At 61.4% G+C, this 17,317-nt stretch carries 15 protein-coding genes; 8 read left to right on the forward strand and 7 right to left on the reverse strand.

Features of this window, described 5'->3' with window-relative positions:
• Positions 1-6: 6 nt before the first annotated feature.
• The 6 genes from AC1DN2_RS15415 to AC1DN2_RS15440 all read left to right on the forward strand — a co-directional run bounded on the left by AC1DN2_RS15415 (position 7) and on the right by AC1DN2_RS15440 (position 7,368).
• Positions 7-2,103 carry a hydantoinase/oxoprolinase family protein gene (locus tag AC1DN2_RS15415; RefSeq protein ID WP_476850998.1) on the forward strand — a complete coding sequence of 699 codons (2,097 nt, stop codon included), beginning with the start codon at positions 7-9 and terminating at the stop codon, positions 2,101-2,103.
• A gap of 20 nt (positions 2,104-2,123) precedes the next feature.
• Positions 2,124-3,797, forward strand: coding sequence for a hydantoinase B/oxoprolinase family protein (locus AC1DN2_RS15420; protein ID WP_476850999.1), 1,674 nt, complete (start codon positions 2,124-2,126; stop codon positions 3,795-3,797).
• Positions 3,794-4,630 carry a VOC family protein gene (locus AC1DN2_RS15425; RefSeq protein WP_476851000.1) on the forward strand — a complete coding sequence of 279 codons (837 nt, stop codon included), beginning with the start codon at positions 3,794-3,796 and terminating at the stop codon, positions 4,628-4,630. The genes AC1DN2_RS15420 and AC1DN2_RS15425 overlap by 4 nt, the downstream gene beginning before the upstream one ends.
• Positions 4,627-6,138, forward strand: coding sequence for an aldehyde dehydrogenase family protein (locus tag AC1DN2_RS15430; RefSeq protein ID WP_476851001.1), 1,512 nt, complete (start codon positions 4,627-4,629; stop codon positions 6,136-6,138). The genes AC1DN2_RS15425 and AC1DN2_RS15430 overlap by 4 nt, the downstream gene beginning before the upstream one ends.
• Positions 6,135-6,686: an amidase family protein gene (locus tag AC1DN2_RS15435; RefSeq protein WP_476851002.1), complete on the forward strand. Its 552-nt coding sequence runs from the start codon at positions 6,135-6,137 to the stop codon at positions 6,684-6,686. Before AC1DN2_RS15430 ends, AC1DN2_RS15435 begins: the two co-directional genes overlap by 4 nt.
• 187 nt (positions 6,687-6,873) lie before the next feature.
• A complete protein-coding gene (locus AC1DN2_RS15440; RefSeq protein ID WP_476851106.1) occupies positions 6,874-7,368 on the forward strand; it encodes an amidase family protein in 495 nt (164 codons plus the stop codon).
• On the opposite strand, the gene AC1DN2_RS15445 is transcribed toward AC1DN2_RS15440, so the two are convergent.
• From AC1DN2_RS15445 to AC1DN2_RS15470, 6 genes are all read right to left on the reverse strand, one after another.
• A complete protein-coding gene (locus AC1DN2_RS15445; protein WP_476851003.1) occupies positions 7,283-8,146 on the reverse strand; it encodes a MurR/RpiR family transcriptional regulator in 864 nt (287 codons plus the stop codon). The two genes, AC1DN2_RS15440 and AC1DN2_RS15445, sit on opposite strands and share 86 nt — an antisense overlap.
• Positions 8,147-8,309: 163 nt before the next feature.
• Positions 8,310-8,942, reverse strand: a complete 633-nt coding sequence (locus AC1DN2_RS15450; RefSeq protein ID WP_476851004.1) for an MBL fold metallo-hydrolase — start codon at positions 8,940-8,942, stop codon at positions 8,310-8,312.
• Between the two features lie 623 nt (positions 8,943-9,565).
• Positions 9,566-10,354: a carbohydrate ABC transporter permease gene (locus AC1DN2_RS15455; RefSeq protein WP_476851005.1), complete on the reverse strand. Its 789-nt coding sequence runs from the start codon at positions 10,352-10,354 to the stop codon at positions 9,566-9,568.
• 59 nt (positions 10,355-10,413) lie between these two features.
• Entirely contained in the window at positions 10,414-11,334 is a 921-nt protein-coding gene (locus AC1DN2_RS15460; RefSeq protein WP_476851006.1) for a carbohydrate ABC transporter permease, read from the reverse strand.
• Positions 11,335-11,490: 156 nt separating this feature from the next.
• Entirely contained in the window at positions 11,491-12,756 is a 1,266-nt protein-coding gene (locus AC1DN2_RS15465) for an ABC transporter substrate-binding protein (protein WP_476851007.1), read from the reverse strand.
• A 395-nt stretch (positions 12,757-13,151) separates the two neighbouring features.
• Positions 13,152-14,432 carry an ROK family transcriptional regulator gene (locus AC1DN2_RS15470; protein WP_476851008.1) on the reverse strand — a complete coding sequence of 427 codons (1,281 nt, stop codon included), beginning with the start codon at positions 14,430-14,432 and terminating at the stop codon, positions 13,152-13,154.
• 115 nt (positions 14,433-14,547) lie between these two features.
• Here AC1DN2_RS15470 and AC1DN2_RS15475 point away from each other — a divergent pair, with 115 nt between their 5' ends.
• Positions 14,548-15,582, forward strand: coding sequence for an SIS domain-containing protein (locus AC1DN2_RS15475; RefSeq protein ID WP_476851009.1), 1,035 nt, complete (start codon positions 14,548-14,550; stop codon positions 15,580-15,582).
• Positions 15,579-16,523 carry an N-acetylglucosamine kinase gene (locus AC1DN2_RS15480; RefSeq protein ID WP_476851010.1) on the forward strand — a complete coding sequence of 315 codons (945 nt, stop codon included), beginning with the start codon at positions 15,579-15,581 and terminating at the stop codon, positions 16,521-16,523. Before AC1DN2_RS15475 ends, AC1DN2_RS15480 begins: the two co-directional genes overlap by 4 nt.
• 321 nt (positions 16,524-16,844) lie before the next feature.
• Here the strand turns inward: AC1DN2_RS15480 and AC1DN2_RS15485 are convergent, their stop codons facing one another.
• Complete coding sequence (locus AC1DN2_RS15485; RefSeq protein WP_476851011.1) at positions 16,845-17,174, reverse strand: transcriptional regulator; 330 nt, start codon at positions 17,172-17,174, stop codon at positions 16,845-16,847.
• Positions 17,175-17,317: the final 143 nt, after the last annotated feature.

The following is a 17,317-nucleotide window of genomic DNA, read 5'->3' on the forward strand; positions in this document are numbered from 1 at the left end:
CAGCAATTGAGTTCGACAACAGCAGTAGTCCATTCCGCCGAAGAATTCCGGGTCGGTGTGGATGCCGGCGGCACCTTCACCGACATTTGCGCCATTGAGGTCGCAACGGGAAAACTCCACACACACAAAGTGCCAAGCACCACCGCGGACCCCTCCCAGGCGGTCGTCACGGGCGTACGGGAACTGCTGACTAGGATCGCAGGCGAAGAATGGGCATCCCGGATCGGCTTCCTCGCCCACGGCAGCACGGTAGCAACCAACGCTCTTCTGGAAAAGAAGGGAGCGCGTACCGGCCTGATAACGACAGCGGGCTTCGGCGACCTGCTGGAAATCGCCCGGCAGCGGCGCCCCAGCCTTTATGACCTCACGGTGGCCAAGCCCGAACCGCTCGTCAAACGCCGGCACCGCAAGGAGATCTCGGAAAGACTGAACTACGAAGGAAGAACCCTCCGGGAACTGGACGAGGCAGAAGTGCGGGCCGTCGTCAGCGAACTCGCCCGACTCGACCTGGAGGCTGTCGCGATCTGTTTCCTCTACAGCTACGTCAACCCAGCCAATGAAAAAATGGTGGCCAAGCTCCTCGCAGAACTCGCCCCGCACCTCTACGTCAGCACGTCACACGAAGTCGTACCCGAGTTCCGTGAATACGAACGCATGTCCACCACCGTCCTGAACAGCTATGTCGGGCCCGTCGTCGGAAAATACCTGAAAAACCTGAAACGTGACATCCGGGAACTCGGCGTCGACACCGAGGTGCACATCACGCAAAGTAACGGCGGAATAATCTCCCTTGATACCGCCTGCCAGCAACCCGCCCGGATGATGCTCTCCGGGCCCAGCACAGGCCTGGTCGCGTCAACCCACATCGGCGCCCTGATCAACGAGCCCAACATCATCACCTTCGACATGGGAGGCACCTCAACAGACGTCTCCCTGATCCACGCCGGACGGGTCGACCTCGCCCAGGAAAGCGAAATCGACGGCTACCCCATCCGGACGCCGATGCTCGACATCAACACGGTCGGTGCCGGCGGCGGATCTATCGCCTGGGTGGACTCCGGCGGCGCGCTTAAGGTTGGCCCCCAGAGCGCCGGTGCCGTGCCCGGACCCGCCTGCTACGGAAAGCAGAACGAATTCGCTACCGTCACCGACGCCAACGTGGTCCTCCAGACCCAGAACCCCGAGTACTTGCTCGGAGGCCGGCTCAAGATCGACGCCCAGGCCTCCCGTCGCGCCGTGGAGGCGTTGGCCGGCAAGCTGGGCCTATCTGCCGAATACGTCGCGGACGGCATGCTCCGGGTCGTGACAGCGAACATGGCCAAGGCCATCCGCGTCATCTCGGTCCAGCGCGGCCACGACCCCCGCGACTACACGCTTGCCGCCTTCGGCGGAGCCGGGCCGCTCCACGCCGGACGGCTCGCCCGTGAACTGGACATCCGGCGGATCATCATCCCGCCCTCCCCCGGCGTCATGTGCGCCTACGGGCTCATGGTCACCGCCCTTCGCACCGACCTGTCCTTCACGAAGATCGTGAATTTCGACGCCACGAACCAAACAGAGCTAAACGACGCCGTCGAACACCTGAGCTCGGAAGCAACGCGGTGGTTTACCGCCGAAAAAATCCCGGACGGTCAGCGCACTCTGCGGATCACCCTCGACATGCGCTATGCCGGACAGAACTACGAACTGGGCATTAGCCTGGAGGACCACAAGCTGGACCCGGCAGGCATCAACGCCGCAATTGCCAGCTTCGAATCCGAACACCACGCCCTCTACGGCTTCACCGTCCCCGGTGAACGCATCCAGGCTGTGACCTTCCGCGCAGAAGCGAGCGGAAAGGTCGTCAAGGCGGCCACACCGCTGCACGACGACGACGGCGACGACCCGTGGCGCGCCCTCATCGGTGAGCGCGATGTCTACTTCGGGGCAGAAAACGGCTTCACACCGACGCCGATCTACGCCCGTGAAAAGCTCCGCACCGGAAACACCGTCGCCGGACCGGCCGTGATCGAACAAATGGACACCACCACCGTGGTCCTTCCCGGCCAAACAGCCCGGACAGACGGCTACGCAAATCTCATCATCGAGGAGAACGAGAAGTGAAACGACAGACGCAACCAGCCATGACCCCCGCCCCCGCCGCCCTGGACCCCGTGACGCTTGAGGTGATTGGAAGTGCTCTCCAGTCCATCGTGGAGGAAATGGGAGAAACACTCATCCGGGCCGCATACTCGACCAATATCAAGGAACGCCGTGACTGCTCCACAGCGCTCTTTGACACCTCCGGAGACACCATCGTTCAGGCGGCACACGTCCCGGTTCACCTGTCCTCCCTGATGGGCGTCGTGAAGGAGGTCTTGGGCCGCTACCCCGCGGCGAGCCTGAACCCTGGCGATGTCTTCATCGGCAACGACCCCTACACCGGTGGCGGAAGCCACCTTCCGGACATCGTCGTCGTGACCCCGATCTTCAACGGCAATGAGCTCATCGGATGGGCCGCCAACACGGGCCACCACGCCGACTTCGTCGACAGGGGCATCAAACACATCTTCCAGGAAGGACTGCGGATCCCCCCTGTACGCCTCTACATCGCAGGGGAACGGCAAAACGATGTCTGGGACCTGATTCTCCTCAACTGCCAGGTCCCCGAGGAACGACTCAACGATGCCCGCGCCCAGGTCGCAGCCAACCGCGTCGGCGTGACCCGTGTCCTGGAAATGTGCGCCAGATACGGCTCCGGGATGTTCAGCGTCGCAGCAGCGGAGCTGCAGGACTACGCCGAGCGGCAAACACGGGCCGGCATCGCCGGATTGCCTGACGGGATCTACTCCTTCGAGGACCGCTTCGACTGCGACGAATTCGACGGCGAGCTGCTTCTCAAGGTCGACGTCACGATCAGCGGCGACGAAATGACCTTCGATTTCTCCGACAACCCGGCCCAGCTTGAGTGCAGCGTGAACATGATCCGCACAGCACTCCTGGCCACGGTCTACTACGCGGTGAAGACAATCGTTAATCCGGCGATCCTTCCCAACTCGGGAATGTACCGGCCCATCACAGTGCTCGCAACCGAAGGCACGGTCCTGTGCAGCGTCAGTCCCGCCGCGGTGAACCAGCGATGCCAGACCACCCAGCGCGTGGTGGACCTCGTCTACGGCGCCCTGGCCCAGGCCGTCCCGGAAAGAGTCATCGCGGCATGCAATGGCGCCAACGCCTCCATTTCGCTCAGCGGTGTGGATCCCCGCTCCGGGAAGTACTACGTCTACCAGGAAACACTCGGCGGCGGCTTCGGTGCCGGTTTCAACCGGGACGGACTGGACGGGGTTCAGGTACACATGACCAACACCAGCAACCTGCCGATCGAGTCCTTGGAACAGGAGTACCCCCTGTTCGTCGAACGCTATGAGCTCGTCCCGGACTCAGGCGGTGCAGGCCGCTACCGCGGAGGGATGGCCATCCGCCGCAAACTGCGGACAGTGGACCACCGTGCCGAGCTGAAAATCACCACCACGCGACGGCTCTCCTCCCCTTGGGGCCTGGACGGCGGCCGGGAGGGCTCCCGCTCAAGCACGTCAGTCGCTGGAGGCACCATCACCGCCGTCCATGGAATCTGCACCCTGCCCGCCGGCGAATCAGTGGAAATGATCACCCCCGGCGCCGGGGGCTACGGCAACCCCGCCGACCGCGACCACCACCTGCTGGACGAGGACCTCCTGGAAGGCAAAGTCTCCCCCGCCGCGGCCCGCCTGGCCTACGGCATCCACTCCTTGACGGAAACCTCCGGCGGCGCCAAATGATGGCCTTGGACCATGTGACGCAGTTCGTCGCTGACAGGCACCGGTCCAGCGACAGGCTGCGCACCCTGGGCCTGCACGCAGTGGAAGGCGGCGTCCACGAGGGATTCGGAAGCGCCAACGACCTGTGCCACTTCGGACTGTTCTACATCGAACTCCTCGAGATCACCGACCCCGCCGCGGCAGCAGCAGGCGGCTCCGAAGTCTGCCGCTACGCCGTGGACTTCCTCCGCCGCGGCGAGGGGCTGGCAACACTGGCCATGGAAACTGACGACCTGGATGCTGCGGCACGGCGCCTCCGCCAGCACGGTTACACGGTCCCGGAAGCAATCGAGATGACACGCGTGCACGCCGACGGATTCCAGTCACGATCACGGATCATCTACCCGCAGTCAGACAGCAGTCCCATCCGCCCGCCCATCGTCATCGAGCGCATCCTCACACCCCGGCAAAGAGAAACGGCGCTGGCGTCCCAAAACATCATCGCCGACCATCCAGCCGGAAGCATCACCATCGAATATGTCGGAGTGGCCGCCTTGGACGCGGTCGCCACTGCGACGGAACTGGCCTCCGCCTACGGCGCCAGCGCCGACAGTCTCCTGACACCGTTTCCGGTCTGGGATGCAGGCTATGCAGACGTTCACTTCGAACGCGCAACCCTCAGGATCTTCCAAACCACAGGGCACGGCAACCCGATAGCCGGGCAGCTGAAGCGGCGAGGGCCTGGCCCGTTCATCATCGGCGCTTCCGGCGCTGGACTCAAGGCTGCGCTTCACGTGGACGCGGCCGGTATCGTACCGGCCGACTCAACGGGATTCATGTGGGGACTCTCATGAACGGCGCTACGTCGGCTCTGAGCAGTGTTTTGGCCGACCGCCGGCGCGCAGCACACGCCCTGCTGGACGAGACCCCCAAACGGCTTTTCATCGACGGCCGGTTCACCGATTCCCAAGCGGGCGCGCGGATACCGGTCGCCAATCCTGCCACAGGCCAGACCATCGCGGAGGTCGCTGAAGCCCGGGCGGAAGATGTCGGCGCCGCCATCAACGCGGCAACCCGTGCCTTCACGGACGGTGAGTGGAGCCGAATGACCCCCAGCCGCAGAGGAACGCTCTTGTGGCGGCTGGCCGATCTGCTGGAGCAGCACGCCGATGACTTCGCCTTTCTGGAAACCCTCGACAACGGCAAACCGCTGTTCTTGGCGCGAGGCGACGTCGACGCATCAGTTGAGGTCTTCCGCTACTATGCGGGCTGGGCAGGCAAAATCGACGGACGCTCCGCGCAACCCGTTTCCCTGCAGGGATGGCAAGCCTTTACCGTACGGCACCCAGTCGGCGTCGTCGGGCAGATCATTCCCTGGAATTTCCCCCTGAACATGGCGTCCTGGAAACTTGCCCCTGCCCTCGCGGCCGGCAACACCGTTGTCCTCAAACCATCGGAGCTGACTCCGCTGACAGCGCTGCGGCTTGGAACACTGATCGAGCGCGCCGGCTTCCCGGCCGGCGTCGTCAACATCGTGCCCGGCTATGGCCGGTCCGCCGGTGAGGCACTCGCCCATGACCGCAGAGTAGCGAAGATAGCCTTCACCGGGTCAGTGGCCACCGGACAGGCCGTTGCTCGGGCGGCCGTCGAGTCCCTGAAGAGGGTCACCCTGGAACTTGGCGGCAAGTCACCCTCAGTCGTTCTCTCAGACGCAGACCCACAGGAAGCGATTGATGGGATATGCCGCGCGATCTTCACCAACCAGGGCGAGGTGTGCACTGCAGGATCACGGGCGTATGTCCACCAGAGCATCTTCGAGGAAGTTGCCGAGGGAGTCGAGCAGCGGGCAAAAACCATGCGGATTGGCGACGGACTGGATCCCGAAACGCAGATGGGACCACTCATCACAGCCGGCCATCGCGCCCGTGTCCACGGCTTCGTAGAACGCGGACGCAACGACGGGGCCCATGTCAGCACGGGAGGAAGGATCCCGGAAGACGAAGGCTTCTACTACCCACCGACGGTAGTGCGGGACGCCGCGCACCTCTCCGAAATTGTCCAGCAGGAAATATTCGGTCCTGTGCTCCTCTTGAACTCATTCGACTCCGAGCAGCAACTGATCGGGCTGGCGAACGGCACAGACTTCGGTCTGGCCGCAGGTATCTGGGGCAAGGATGTCAGCACAATCCTCCGCATAGCCGATCAACTGCACGCCGGAACTGTCTGGGTCAACGGCTACCACGCCGTCGATCCTGCCCTGCCCTTCGGCGGATGGAAATCATCCGGCTGGGGGCGGGAACTCGGTCCCGATGTCCTTGACCACTACACAGAAACGAAGAGCGTCTACGTGGCAAACACATGACCGCCGAGGACGTAGCCATCCGGCATTGGAGTCCTCACGCCGCAGCCATCCGCCAACGCGCCCGCCAGGGAACCTCAACGGCGCTTCTGGTCAAGGAGAACATTGAAGTCAGCGGATTCCCATTTGAATGCGGCTCAGCTACACGGCTGGGACACTCCGGCGACCGGGACTCCAGCTCCGTACAAGCCCTGAAGTCAGCAGGGTTCGAGCCTGTCGCTTCGACGCGTTGCGATGAATTCGGCTACGGATGCACGGGCGAGGCCAACACCGCCGGGCCCTGCCGGAACCCCCACGACCCGACAAGGGTATCCGGAGGGTCAAGCGGGGGTGCGGCCGTGGCGGTCTCCCTGGGACTGGCCGGCAGCGCGTTGGGAACCAACACAGCCGGTTCCGTCCGCATCCCTGCCGCGCTCTGCGGGGTATACGGCTTCAAGCCGTCATACGGGAGCATCAGCGTCCAAGGAGTCTTCCCCTTGTCACGGTCCTTGGACCATGTCGGTCTGATCACCGCCTCTTGTCAGGACCTTATACGGATGTGGGACGCATGATCCGGTACCAGGGGTGCCCATCATCGGGTTTGCCAAAGAGTCCCAAGCCTACGACCCGGACAAGCACGTCACTGAAGCATGGAAACCCGTCTACAACGCACTGGGGACGCTGCCCGCAGCTTCCCTGCTCGGCTGGGACGACTGCCAGACCGCTGGCAATATTGTGCAGGCGTACGAAGCCTTTCAAGTGCACAGGGGGCGCCTCGACCTGCACCGCAGCGGTTATCACCCCGACGTCCTGGCCCGGCTTGAAACCGCAGGCCGCATCTCCGTCAACGAATACATCACTGCCCGGGAGGCAATGACCCATTGTCGCAGACACGCCGAGGAAGCCCTAGGAGACGGTGATGCCATCGTCCTGCCAACGTGCCCAGTAGTCGCTCCAACAATCGGAGCGACTATTGTGCACCTCGCAGACAAAAGCTTGACTCCCCGGTCGGCGCTGCTGCGCAACACCCGAGTAGCGAACTACTCCGGCCTGACAGCACTGACCATGCCGCTGAGGACGGCCGGGCTGCCCGTCGGAATTCAAATAATAGGAAGAAACAACGACACGGTACTGCGGGCCGGTAACTTCATCCGGACGCTGGGTGTAGTCACTCCGTCTGGTAGAAAGTCCCCGCCTGATCCCAGTTTTTCTCCAGCCTGGCGAGAGACGACTGAGAACTTTCGGGACGCATGATGCTGCACACGGTCAGGAGTGCATCGACCACGGAAATGACCGGCGCAGTGGACTGAAAGAAAGTCTCCCCGGACTGGGCGGTTACCAGAGCCAGATTTGAGCGTACCGCTGTCGGACTAAGCACATCATCGGTGATCGCCACTCGGGTCATCCCGATCTCCTGCGCCATCTCAACAACGGAAACCGTGCTCGAGTTGTATCTGTGCATCGACACACTGATGAGCACGTCATTCTCCGTTGCTTTATGCAGATGCAGCGCACTGTCCGCCCCCGATGACTCAACCAATGTCGCTGGCATGCCTATCATCTGGCAGCCGCTCCACAGCAGGTGCGCCGCAGGGTAAGCCATCAGATGGCCGACAACGAAGATGTGCCCTGCCTTCAGCATGGCATCTGCAGCTGACGTCACCTGAGCCGCATCGAGTGTTTTCGCAGTCGCACTCAGGGCCTGCGCGTCCTCGAAAAGACAGCGTTCAACGACGGATTCAGCCGGGCCCAGATTCCTTAGCGTTGCCTCGAAGCGTCTGACCGTCGTCACGTCCCGAACCAGGGCCCTCTGCATGGACCGCTGCATATCAGGGTAGCCCTTGTAACCCAACGCCTGTGCGAACCTGACCACTGTTGCCTCACTGACGCCCACAGCTTGCGCAATGGTCGCGGCGGTTAACAAGCCAGGCGTCGAGTCCTGAGCGGTTACATACTCAGCGATCCGACGGTGGCTCTTCGACAAGTGCTGCGCCGCCGATCGAATACGTTCGTCAAAGGGCTTCGTATCCACGTCGGCTCTGCTCCTCATGTCTGCAAGAATTTCATTCCAATGCAAGAATTATTGCATGGAGCGTTGTGATTCTCGCCTGAGCGTTCGGGCCGATGGTCGATGACCCTGATTCCGTCAAGGTGGCCGGGCGCTCGTCGACACCCAATTCACTCTAGTTGGTGGTTCATCGAGAGGCTTTGGTTTCTGGCGTCCATGGCTTGTGCTCGTGCGTGAGCCAAACCATTGCAGGGTTTAGAGTACGCACGAGTAGCTGGCCCTCCGTGCGGGGGTTATCGAGTTCGTCGAACCAGACTGCCGTGTCTCCAGCGATGATCGTCGGGCCTTCATCTCCGTCGATGACAACGACTTGTGAGCCCCGGGTGTGGCCTGGCGCTGAAAGGAGTCGTAGCCCGGGAAGCAGTTCCAACTCGCCGTTGACTGGAACGTAGTGCATCCCGGGCGGGTCCACCCATTCAGGGATGGTGTAGTCGTTCTGGTTGCGGGCGTCGTCGAGTTCCTGACGCTGGACGTAGATGGGCTTGCCCGCGAAGAGGTGATTGCCTCCGCAGTGGTCGAAGTGCAGGTGGGTATTGACGACGATGTCGACACTTTGGATGTCGAAATCCTGTTCCTTCAACGGGTAAAGTCGGGGATCCATGTCGGCGACCGCGGGATGAAGCTGCGTCATGCCCGTGTCCACCAGCACACGCGCATCGGGGTGGTCAATGATGTGCACATAGACCGGCATCGGCTCGCCTTCGGGAAGCAGCTCGGCCACACGAACGGCGGTAACAGGGATTGCAGCGGTGGAATTCACTTCTTTACCTCAGTTCCAAATGATGGCCTTGACGTGTCCCGGAGCAACAGACCGATGAGCCGAGGCTGCCCGTCTGCTGCCCTGGTCTAGAATCCCATCCGCTGACGCCTCCGTCGAGCAGGTGCACCCAGAACTCCTGAGCCGGCGCGCGCAGGGCAGCTGATCTTCACATCGTTGGCGTGACCGCGGGCCATCAGCTGCTGCGCTCATCACAGATCAACTCAGGGGGCCCTGAACTCCGGGCGTGACAGCAGGAACCAGAGCTCCAAGCATCAGGCCGTAGCCCAGCGCAATCCTCAATTGCAGCCACTCCGCCGGCCATTTTCGAACGCCAATAACCGATGTTGTGTCAACCTCGGTTGACGAAAGGTAAATTATCGGCCCTTCCAAAAGTGGTGGGGGCGGCGGTCGTGGAAGTCGCCAGTCCACGAACTGACGTCGCATTTTAATTGGGCTTCGTGGCTTCTATTGCTTTCGCGTCCCCAAGTACAGCGGGGCCACCCTTCCGGTGAGGGCGGCGCCGCTGTACTTGTAACGCTGGTATTCGCGCTGGGATGAGGACCAATACTGGTGCCCAGGTTCAGGGTCAGGTGCCTACTGAGCCTCGGGAGGAGGACCATGGTTTAGCCCTTCACACCGGACATGGCGACTCCCTTGATGACGTGCCGCTGGAAGAGGATATAGACCAGGAGCGGCGGGATCATGGCGATGAGCATGGCCGCGAAACGTACTCGGGGGTCGACGTAGAAGTTCGGGTTGAACATGTTGGCGATCGCGACGCTGAGCGCCTGTACGTCCTGGCCGGTTACCAGCGAGGGCCACAGGAAGGCGCCCCATACGCTGAGGGCAAGCAGAACCGTGGCTGTGATCAGACCGTTCCGCAGCATCGGGACGACGATGAGGAAGAAGATACGGAAGTGGCCCGCTCCGTCGACTTGGGCCGCTTCGATGAATGACCGCGGCAGGTCTTCCATGAACTGCATGAGGATGAATACCGAGAGCGGGGACACCATGAGAGGCAGGGCTACGCCAAGGTATGAGTCAGCCAGTCCCATGTTGAACACCTGCCGGTACAGGGGTACGACGTACAGAACGAGCGGAAGCATCATCGATCCCATGAGGATGGCGAACAGGAACCTTTTCCCTGGGAAATCAAAGAAGGTGAATTCGTAAGCGGCCAGCGAGCTGGTGAGGGCCATTCCCGCGATTGCGATCAGTGTAAAGATCAACGTGTCCCGCAAGGTGGTGCCCAGATCGAGTGCAGTGAAGGCTTCGACCACCTTGGACCATCCGTTGTTGAGGTCGTCGGGTACGAGCGCTGTGCTCATGTTCGTTGAGTCTGCGGAGAAGGTGGCGCTGAGGATCATCCACAGCGGGTAGAGGCTGGCCAGCAGCCAGATGAGTGCGAGCACGGCCATCAGGATCGTTCCCGTACGCGATCTTTTCTTTCCAGCGATAGGTGATCGCATAATCACACCTTCTTCCGGCGCAGTTTGAACATGATGAATGTGACGGCGATGATGATCACCATCAGGATCACGCCTTCAGCGGCTGCCCGGCCGAGGGCGGCTTCGCCGCCTATCCGGACGTTGCGGACCATCTCCATGACGGGGAACAGCATGACCTGGTTTGGACCGCCAACCGAGTTGGGATCCGAACCGCTGGTGAGAATTTGCGGGATGTCGTACACCTGCAGGGCGCTGATAAGTGAATAGGTGATGACGAAGAAAATGATGGGCTCCATCATTGGTATGGTGATGCGCATCATCTTCTGGAAAACGTTCGCGCCGTCCAGGTCGGCAGCCTCGTAGAGGTCCTCCGAAATTTCCTGCATGCCGGTGCTGAAGATCACGAAGTTGAACCCGACTGAGTGCCACACGTCGATGAAGATGATGAGTGCGATGGCCCAGCCTGCTGTGTTGACCCAGTTGACGTCCACTGCGATTCCAAGCTTGGCGAGGCTGGAGGCGACGAGCCCGTTGTCAGAGTCCATCAGCCACAGCCAGATGCCCACGCACAGGAACAAGGGAATCGCGGTGGGCACGAAGAACCCGCTGCGCAGAAACGACTGGAACCGTCGGGGCAGGTTGTGCACGATGAGGGCCAGACCCAGGGAGACGCCAAGGCCGATGACGACGGTGATGGGGACATAAATGGCCAGGTTGAGCAGTGATTTGAGGAATCGGGTTGATCCGAGTCCCTCACCGCTCAGAATGTAGAGGTAGTTTTCGAGTCCCACGAAATGAAGGGTGCTTCGGCTCGAGACGGACCAGTCCGTGAAGCTCATGGCGAGGCCGTACACCATGGGCGCGCCGACGAAAACGATGAGCAGGAGGAAGAACGGAGCAAGGCCAATGTAGATCGGCAGGCTCCGGGCAAGGCGGGTTTTCAAGGGGAGGCGACGAATAGGTGCCGGTGCGTTGCGACTCCCTGGCGAGGCCCGATCGAGGCTCGGTTTTAAGTCCGTACTCACGTGAGTACCTTTCTTTTCTTGCGGTCGTGATACCTGTGCCCAGAGTGTTACCCCTGGGCACAGGTCCTGTTTCGGTTACTCGCCAGCCTCGGCATAGAGGCTGTTAATTCCCTTGACGAACTCTTCTGCGGTTTGCTTCGGCGTGAGCGCACCGGCGCCCAGCTGCGCCACCGGGTCGGTCATTGCAGTGGGCCAGAATACGCCTGACTTCATGAAGTCCATCTGTGGCATGCCGCCCTTGAGGCCTTCGGAGGACACTTTCGCCATTGCGGAGGAGCTAACGACGGCCGGATCGTCCATGACATCCTGGCGCAGGGTGGGGCGACCCGTTTTGAGGGTCCATTCCTTCTGCACGTCGTACGATCCGAGCTTTTTCATCAGTTCTGCAACCAGTTGGTTGCGGCTGTCGTCCTTGCTCTGGACGCCGTAGAAGAAGTCCCAACCCTGAAGCCCGCCGGTCCTGCCACCTTTTTCATAAGGAGGCGTGAGGACGAAGTCGTACTGAATCCCGCTCTGCTTAATCGCTGGCTCACTCCAGGGGCCACCAATCATGTAACCGAGCTTGTTCGATTTGAACGCCTCCATGGTGCTGTCAGCCTTGTAGATCATCGATTGGTTACCGAACTTGTCGATGGCCTTTACGGTCTCAAAGGTGCGCTCCAGCTCCTCAGGCTTGATGGTCGTTTTCCCGTCCTTGACGCCCTCAGTGATCTTGTCAGCGTCGGCGGCCATGATCGCCCCCGGCCCGAAGTAGTCATCCTTGGTCCAGGAGTGTGTAGCTGTCACACCCGAGGCCTGCACCTTTGCAAGCTGATCGAGGAACGCCTGCTGAGTGGGGATACCCTCGGCAGGGTCAACGCCGGCGTTCTTGAGCACGGTGAGGTTGCGATAGATGACGGGTGTGTAGCTGATAAACGGGACCGCCCAGACGCCATCGTCCTGGGAGACAGTCTCCAAGGCCTTCGGGTAGAAGCCCTTCGCGTAGTCCTCGTCGAAGACCGGCTTGAGATCGAGGAGTCCAACGGCATCGCGGTACTTCTTACCATCGCGGGCGCTTGCACTGAACGCATCGGGAAGTCCTACCCCGGACATCAGCCCCGAAAGGAGGTCTGCATCATTTTTGGGCACCAGCGTCACTGCGCCCACGTTGGCGTGTTCCTGCTTGAAATCATCAACGATCTTGTTCATGACAGCACCAGCTTCACCCTGCGTGAAGTCCGAGTACACCCAGAGAGTGAGATCTTGTTTCTTGTTTGGATCAGATGACTCGCTTGAGCCGCATCCTGTGAGAAGTCCAGCTGCGACAGCTAGCGCCGCCACTGCGCCGAGTGCTTTCTTCATCAAAGCTCCTTGCTTACTGAACTGGTTCCAGTTCATGGCTTTTGGGGTTGACCGGAAGACATCTAAGTCGAAGCGCTCAAAGTGAGGGCCGTCACTGCCTGTCGGTGTTAGTTAACCAGATAACCTTACTAATGCTGCCGGCGTCAACCCTCTGTCCCAAATGGAGGAAGATGGGGGCGCATCTATGAGAATTCCCTGCTGCTGCTGAAACCGCAGGGGCTCCCGATGGATTATTCCGTCATGGCGAATCAATTGAAAGCGATTCACCCGCAGCGGCTCCGCTTGCTCGCGTAATGATGCACGGGCCAGTTAGAGGCCCCGCATCAGCTCCAGGGCGGCACTGATTCTCTCCGGCCGCCCGCGGAGGATTGTCGGCTGGTTCGCGTCAGAACGACTTAGGCTGACGTGAGTCCTCGCACGCTGCGTGACCGGTCCGCGTCAGCAACCGTGGCAGCAGCGTTCTGGGTGGCAAAAATGACGGTCGTCCGATCGTCCAAGCGCCGCTTGTACCGGGATCCCAAGAGGCCGGAGAGGGCATGGTCAAGGGTGAGGGCGACTGCGCCTTCGACCGTTGCGTCCTCCCCCAATGAACCGGCAGTCACTTGCACCTCAGGCTTTACGCTTTGAACCACACCCCGGACACCTTCCAGGAGGTACGGATTCTGTCCGACCCCGCCGCCTAGGAGGATCAGCGCTGGATCGAGCACTGCTGCAAGGGAGAGCGCCAATTGCCCGATGTCGCGGGAATGCTGGTCAAGGGCTTCAACCGCCCTCGGAACGCCCGCACCGGCGTAGTCAAAGAGCTGGGCAACCGTAGTGGGTACAGGGCCCTGCCGGACGTCCCAAGTAGAGGTCCACCGGTCAAGGAACTGGTTTGCACCGAGATAGTCCTCAAGTGCGAAGCGGTCAGAGTTCTCGGGCTTCGCAGGCCATCCCGTGGGAAGGGAGGAGACTTCTCCCGCTCCCCCTCGTGCCCCGCGAACAACCCGCCGGTCCGCGACAATGCCCGAACCTATGCCGACGCCTACTTGAAGGAAGACGAAATCATCGACCTCCTGCGCGCTTCCCAGTTCCATTTCCGCAAGTGCTGCGCAGTTCACGTTGTTCTCGAGCAGCACGGGGACGCCCTCATCCAGATCGAGGGCTGCGAGGATGTCGGCCAGCGCGGGCCTGCCGACGGTCCGGCTGGACGATTCGTCGTTGAGATATTGCGAAATGACACGGGGCACAGCGACGCCCACCGCGCGTAAGGGGCCGGCCACGGGAGCCAACTCGTCAATCATCCGGGTGACCAGGCTGCTGACCAGGTTCAGGATTTGTTCATTGCGGCTCCCTGGACCGCTGAGGCTCTCACTAACACTCTTCAGCTCACGGCCATCCAAGCCTCGCGAAAGGACTTTGACCCGGGTGGAACCGATGTCAAGGCCCAGGAGCCATCCTGCAGATGCGGCGATCGCATAAACGGTTGCAGAGCGACCAAGCGAGCCTTGCCGAGCGCGGACCGGCGCTATCAGGCCAGCATTCTCCAGCGCGCTGACCGCGAGACTCACCGTCGGTTTGGATACGTCCAGGGAAGCACTGATGTCGGGACGCGTGCACTCCCCCTTTGCGTAGACAACCGAAAGCACAGTGCGTTCGGTCTCGGTGAGCTCAATCTCGAAAGGAGAAGTAGCCATCGGACCTCCTAGGTTTCTTTATTAACTTACCTTCCAAATGCTCCGCAGGGTTGACCGCCAGGCATTAGTAAGGTTATCTGGTTAACTAATGCACGCACTGAAGAAGGAAGATCGAATGACAACCACTCGACCATGGCTCCATTTTGACGAGGGCATCGCGGCACAGTCGGCAGGGCTCACCGAGTCCGTGCAGAAAGTCCGCGAGTGGCTGTCCGCAGGCGCAGCCGAACCCATCAAGGGAAAGAGCCTGCTTTTTGCCGGGATCGGGGCAAGTTACGCAGCCGCCGCAACCCCTGTTTACTTCCTGCGCGAAGCAGGTATTGCTGCCTTCCGGTCATCCTGCGCTGACGTCCCGGACGAGGGCACTTCCCTCGCTGAGGTATACGTAGGAATCTCGCAGGGAGGCCGCAGCCGGGAAACCATTCAAGCCCTGCTGACCGTGCCGCGGGAACGCCGCATGGCTGTCGTCAACAACTCGGATTCACCCCTTGCCAGCGAGGCCGGGGTGGTTCTCAGTGTTGGTGACCTGCTGGACAGCCGCATGTCCTCCATCGGCTTTACGGCCACCGTCGCGGCCCTTGGCCTGCTGGCCGAGTGGATCACGACCGGAACGACGGACGCTGGATGGGACGACATCGGGCCACTGACCGAAAAGGTCATGGCCGAAAATGATGAAGTCCTTCGGCTCTTTGCGGCCGAAATTGCTGAGCGCGGAACCGTGGATGTCGTTGCCGCGGCTCCGAACCTGACATCCGCAGAACAAGGAGCCTTGCTGTTCCGTGAGGGACCCTTCGTTCCCTCGATGGCCATGGACACCAGGTCCTACCTGCACGGTCCGATGGACTGCGCCGGACCCTCTACTGCTCATGTGCTGTTCGGCCGCGAAAGAGAGGGCTTGCTCGCTGATCAGCTTTCGGAGAAGAAGGTTCCGATCCTTCTGATTACTGATGAGGATGTGACGGCCTCCGCGACAATCATCCGCATTCCCCAGCTCACCGCCGTGCAGCGCTCCGTCCTGGAGGTGGCACTGATGCAACGCCTCGTCCAGCACACGGCCGATGCTTTTGGGCGGAACATTGAAGACCGTGCCTTCACGCGATACGACACAAAGGTGGACAGCGTGCGGCAGGTTATCGACGGAACATTGTGACCACAACAGTTGTAGGAGTCGACGTCGGCGGCTCCAAAACCGCAGTTCGGGCCGCCGACGCCGGTTCCGGAAGCCTCTCAACCGATATAGCGGTCCCGACGCAGTCCTGGAGAGGCGAAAGCTTCCCCACTAAAGCGCGCGTCATTCTGGACCTAGTGGACCTGCACGTCGGTAGCGATATTGCGGCTCTCGCTGTTGGTGCTCATGGATGCGACACCCAGGAACAATGCGACGCCCTCCAAAGGGCCATCGCCGAGATGGCGTCCTTCCCGGTACGGGTTGTCAATGATGCACATTTGCTTTCATACGCTGCCGGCTACCCCGAGGCCATTGGTGTAATTTCCGGGACAGGATCCATAGCCGTCGGCACCACCCCTGAGGGGAAGGGGATCTCGGCCGGCGGATGGGGCTGGCTTGTTGGCGACGATGGTGGTGCTACCGGCCTGGTCCGAGAAGCGGTCCGCGCGGCTCTTATCGCATCGGATTGCGGCCACCGAGATCCCATATTGGAAACCGCGCTGATAACAGCAGCTGGGGTAACCAGGATCGGGGAGGTCAGCATGAAACTCATGCTTGAACGACCCGAACAATGGGCGCTCCTCGCACCCGCCGTGTTCACAGCCTCCGCGGCCGGTTCAACCATTGCTAAATGGGTGGTCAACGCAGCCGCCCGTTCCCTGAGTGACCTCGTGGATTCCCTCGCAAAGCGCGGGGCAGCGGCCGAGCAGATCGTGCTCGGCGGTTCGGTCATCGCTTCCCAGCCGGAATTCGCTGCCGAAGTGCGCTCACTATTGGCGACTTCCCATCCACACGCCACGTCGGTCGTGCTGGATCAACCGCCGGTCGCCGGGGCTCTGGTGATCGCCCACATGCTTCACTCAGACCGCGAGAATGAAACCGGGGATGTCGTGGCGGAGCCTGCACCGCGCATATGCATGTAGTTCGAGGCGTTGACTGGTTCGGCGGCGTGGATCAATCCGCGCCACGCCGCCGAGCTGCAACGACTCGTGCCATCCTCCGCGCCCGGCACACCGCTTCGCTGCTCTCCGCGGACTAGGAGCTGATCAGCGATGGAGCATGGACCAGCGCGCCCATAGCCGCTGATGGCGCGTGAGAACTGCAGGCCGAGCAAATTCCTAAGGTATTGCTCGGCCGGAGAGCCGCCGCTCCCGCCACAGTGGCGGCACTCCCGCGGTGTCCCTTGCTTACCTACGGCTCGCGACCCTTCCGCAGCAGCCCTCTAGATCCACCGTGAAGCAGGACTATCGTTGGGCCAGTTCAGCTTGATGGAATGTTGCGTGGAGGGCCGTGAGGTGCCGGGACAGTGCTTCACGGCCGGCGTCAGTCAGGCTCCGCCAGGCGCTCGGGCGTTTGCCGACGTAATCCTTCTCGACTGCTACGTATCCGACGTTTTCCAGTACGCCAACCTGTTTGCTCAGCACGGGATCAGCGACTTCGATAGTGTCCCTGACCCCACCCAATTCGGCTTGGTCCACCTTCGCAAGGGCGGCCGCGATGGTAAGCCGTACTGGCAGGCTCAGATACTCGTCCAACTCCAGCCGGGGATGAACCGGCACCTTCTCGAGGCTCACTTGCCGCGCCGTCGTGGAGCAGCGGCAAGTAACGGAGGGCCGTTACCGCCGCATACGGTACTCAGAGCGACCAATCGTGGTTCCCGGTGATGTCCAGCAATGCAATCCCGGCCCCGAACAGCCCTGCGGTGACCGCGAACGCT

The sequence above is a fragment of the Arthrobacter sp. 01L42 genome (assembly GCF_056400005.1).